Raw genomic sequence first — 3,628 nt, forward strand, 5'->3', positions numbered from 1 at the left:
GCGACGCAGCAGGCTGCATCTCTTCGAAAAAATGCTTGCATTTTTGAGAGAGCCTGTCGACTTTGTCGACAGGCTCAGGAGGTCCGGAGCATGGCTCCGGGCCTCCTTTTTGCCGTTTCGGACCGCTGTCGCTGTTGCATTTCCCGGGAAAGGACGGTATAATGAAACGATCAAAACCAGGCAAGGAGGCGGCGTATGCCAAACATCTCCATCATCGTCCCCGTCTACAAGGCGGAGAACGTGTTAGCCAAGTGCGTGGACTCCGTCCTGGCCCAGACCTTTGCCGACTGGGAGCTCCTCCTCATCGACGACGGCTCTCCCGACGGCAGCGGCGCTCTGTGTGACGACTACGCCGGCCAGGACGACCGGGTCCGGGTCTTTCATAAACCCAACGGCGGCGTCTCCTCCGCCCGCAATCTGGGCATGGAGGAGGCGAAAGGGGACTATATCCTCTTCATCGACGCCGACGACTGGATCGAGCCAAATACCTGCCAGACCCTGCTGGGGGCCCTGGAGGAGGCGGGAGCCGACTCCGCCGGCTGCGCCCACTGGAACATCCAGCCCGGCGGCGAGAAGTGGGCCGAGCCGGGAGCCCTGCCCGCCGGTGTGTACGACGCCGGGGCCATCCGAAAGGGCATCGTGGACCGGCTCCTGGGCCAGCGGCTGGGGAAGCCCGGAGAGGTCCTCAACGGCTTCATCTGGCGGTTTCTCTTCTCACGGTCCATCATCATGGACCATACCATCCGTTTTTCCGGCGCCTATCTGGAGGACGAGCTCTTCCTGATGGAGTACTTCTGCCTGGCCCGGAAGCTGGCCATGGTGGACGAGCCCCTCTATTATTATTTGCAAAATCCCGCCTCTGTGACCCGGAACTATCTGCCCGACTATATGGATACCTTCCGCCGCTTCCTGGCGGCCAAGGAGGCCGTGGTGGAGCGGTACGGCCTGGAGGGGGACGACCCCCGGTGGCGGCAGAGCACCTGCTGGGCGGGGCTTCTCATTGCCATCGGCAACGAGTTCGCCCCCGGCAATCCCGCCCCTCTGGCGGAGAAGCGCCGCCGGGTGGAGGGCTTTACCCGGGAGCCCGGCATGGCGGAGGCCATCCGGGACCTGAACCCCCAGGGCATGGGGCGGAACAAGCAGCTGGTGGCCGGACTGGTCCGCCGGCGGTGGTTTGGGCTCCTGGCCCTGATGTACGCCGTGAAGAACCGGCGGTAAGGAGGCGTATTCTGTTTGGAAGTAATGGAAAACAGTGTGGTGGGGCGCGTTCTGCTCTCCATCTGGTATGTGGTGTACCGCTGGTATGAGGGCAGCGGCGTGTGCAGGCTCCTCCGGGGTATCTCCCGGGTGTGGACCCGCTGGTTCCACGGCAGCGCCCTCATGAACCTGCTGGTCCGGGAAGGCATCTTCCCCAAAGCCTGGCGGGACAGCTTTTTCTGCGCCCTGGCCGAGACCATCATCAACCTTCCCGCCGCCATCCTCCACTGGATCTACCGGAAGGGGAAGCCCCTCTTTGACAACAGCTTCTTTGCCCAGCTGGGCTTTGCCATGGGCAACCAGACCCCCGCCGCCATCGGCTGGCTCATGGTGGGCATCATGATCTACCCCTACGAGCACTGGGACAACCGGTACTCCCTCCTGGGTTTCATCCTCATGGCCCTGCTGTTCATCGTGGGCGGCATGGGGAACCGGTCCCTGCGGGTGGACCTGAAGAGCGTGGGGCCCTATCCCCTCATCTTCGCCGGCGCCGTGTGCCTGGCCTGGCCGGTGTCCTACTCCTCCAGCGCCTCCATGCGCTTTCTCTTCTTCCACATCACGGCCATGCTGTGTGTGGGGGTGACGGTGAGCGCCGTGGAGCGCGCCGACGACCTCAAGCGTCTGGCGGGCTTTGCCAGCCTGGCCCTCTTCGGCACCTCGGCCTACGGCGTGGTGCAGCGCATCCAGGGCGTGGAGGTCAACTACTCCTATGTGGACCCTCTCCTCAACGAGGGCATGCCCGGCCGTGTATACTCTGTCTTTGAAAACCCCAACGCCTTTGGCGAGGTGCTGGTGATGCTCCTCCCCCTGGCGGTGGCTCTGGTGCTGTGCAGCCGCTCCTGGTGGGGGAGGATCGGCGCGGTCTGCGCAGCTGCGGTAGGTGTGATTGCTCTGGGTATGACCTACAACCGGGCCAGCTGGATCGGTGCCGCCTTTGCCGCGGTTGTATTCGTGTTCCTGTGGAACCGCAAGCTCATCCCCGGCTTCCTGCTGCTGGGCCTGTGCGCCATCCCCTTCCTGCCCGACACCATCTTCAACCGAATCCTCACCATCTTCAACCTGGAGGACTCCTCCACTTCCAGCCGCTTCCCCCTGTACGCCGCGGCGCTGAAGATGATCGAGACCCGCCCCATCCGGGGCGCCGGCCTGGGCACCGACGCGGTGCGCCTGGCCATCAAGGACATGAACCTCTACCACGGCACCGCCCCCTTCGTCCACTCCCACAACCTGTACCTCCAGATCTGGCTGGAGACCGGCCTCCTGGGTGTGGTCTCCTACGTGGCGGCCATGATCTGCGGCCTCAAGTCTGCGGCCAAGGCATGCAAGCTCCGCTGCCCCCATGAGGTACGGCTCATCACCATCGGCGCCGCCGCAGCGGTGGCCGGCATCCTGGTGGACTGCCTGGCTGACTACCTGTGGAACTATCCCCGGGTCATGGTCATCTTCTGGTTCCTCTTTGCCATCCTCCTCTCCGGTGTCAAGCTGGCCCGGCGGTATGCCCAGAAGGCCGAGATGGGAGGCGCAGGTCTGTGAGGAGACGTCTGCTGGTCTCGGATATGGACCATACCCTTCTGAACGAACAATCCCAGCTCTCCAGAGAGAACCTGGAGGCCATCCGGCGCCATGTGGCCAAAGGCGGCCTCTTCACCGTAGCCACCGGACGGGCGCCGGCGGCCATCCGGGTTTTCCCCGAGCTGCTGCCCTGTATCAACCTGCCGGTGGTCACCGGAAACGGCGGTCAGGTGGTGGACCTGAGAGGGGGCGACCGTATCCTGCGCCGGTGGGTCCTCCCCAAGGAGGTGCGGCCCATCGTGAAGGAGGCCATCGAACGGTTTCCCCAAATGGGAGCCGTGGCCTACTACGGCCTGGACGGCTTCTGCTCCTTCCGGGTGACCCCCTATGTGGAGGGGCTCATCGCCAAGGAAAAGCGGCCCGCTCTGCCCACCACGGTGGATACCTCTCCCTGGCCCTGGAACAAGACCCTCATGACCCAGGACCATGAAGCCCTGCTGGAGGTCAAAGCGTGGCTGGACCCTCAGCTCCCCGGCCTGGGCCGGACGGTCTTCTCCGAGGGGACCTATCTGGAGATCCTCCCCCTGGGAGTCTCCAAGGGAGCGGCTCTGTCGGTCATCTTGGAGCTGGAGGGGATCGATCCCCAGGAGGTGGTGGCCGTGGGCGACGCCCCCAACGACAAGGAGATGCTGGAGCTGGCCGGCATCGGCGCGGCGGTGTCCAATGCCGCCCCCGAGCTGAAGGCAGTGGCCGACGCCGTGGTCTGCTCCAACGACGAGGGCGCCGTTCGGGACTGCCTGGAGCGCTGGTTTCGCTGAAGAAAATGAAAACGGACCCGCATGTCTAAACATGCGGGTCC

The 3,628-nt window shown here is 64.4% G+C and carries 3 protein-coding genes; all 3 read left to right on the plus strand.

Annotated features, from left to right (window positions below):
• Positions 1-195 precede the first annotated feature (195 nt).
• The 3 genes from Q0K15_RS10970 to Q0K15_RS10980 are packed head-to-tail and all read left to right on the plus strand — an operon-like array spanning position 196 to position 3,587.
• Positions 196-1,218, plus strand: coding sequence for a glycosyltransferase (locus tag Q0K15_RS10970; RefSeq protein WP_294515884.1), 1,023 nt, complete (start codon positions 196-198; stop codon positions 1,216-1,218).
• A 24-nt stretch (positions 1,219-1,242) separates the two neighbouring features.
• Positions 1,243-2,790 (plus strand): O-antigen ligase family protein, encoded by a 1,548-nt coding sequence (locus tag Q0K15_RS10975; protein ID WP_294515886.1) that lies wholly within the window; start codon positions 1,243-1,245, stop codon positions 2,788-2,790.
• Entirely contained in the window at positions 2,787-3,587 is an 801-nt protein-coding gene (locus Q0K15_RS10980; protein WP_294515885.1) for an HAD family hydrolase, read from the plus strand. The genes Q0K15_RS10975 and Q0K15_RS10980 overlap by 4 nt, the downstream gene beginning before the upstream one ends.
• Positions 3,588-3,628: the final 41 nt, after the last annotated feature.

Source organism: uncultured Intestinimonas sp. (assembly GCF_944387245.1).
Taxonomy (GTDB): Bacteria; Bacillota; Clostridia; order Oscillospirales; family Oscillospiraceae; genus Intestinimonas.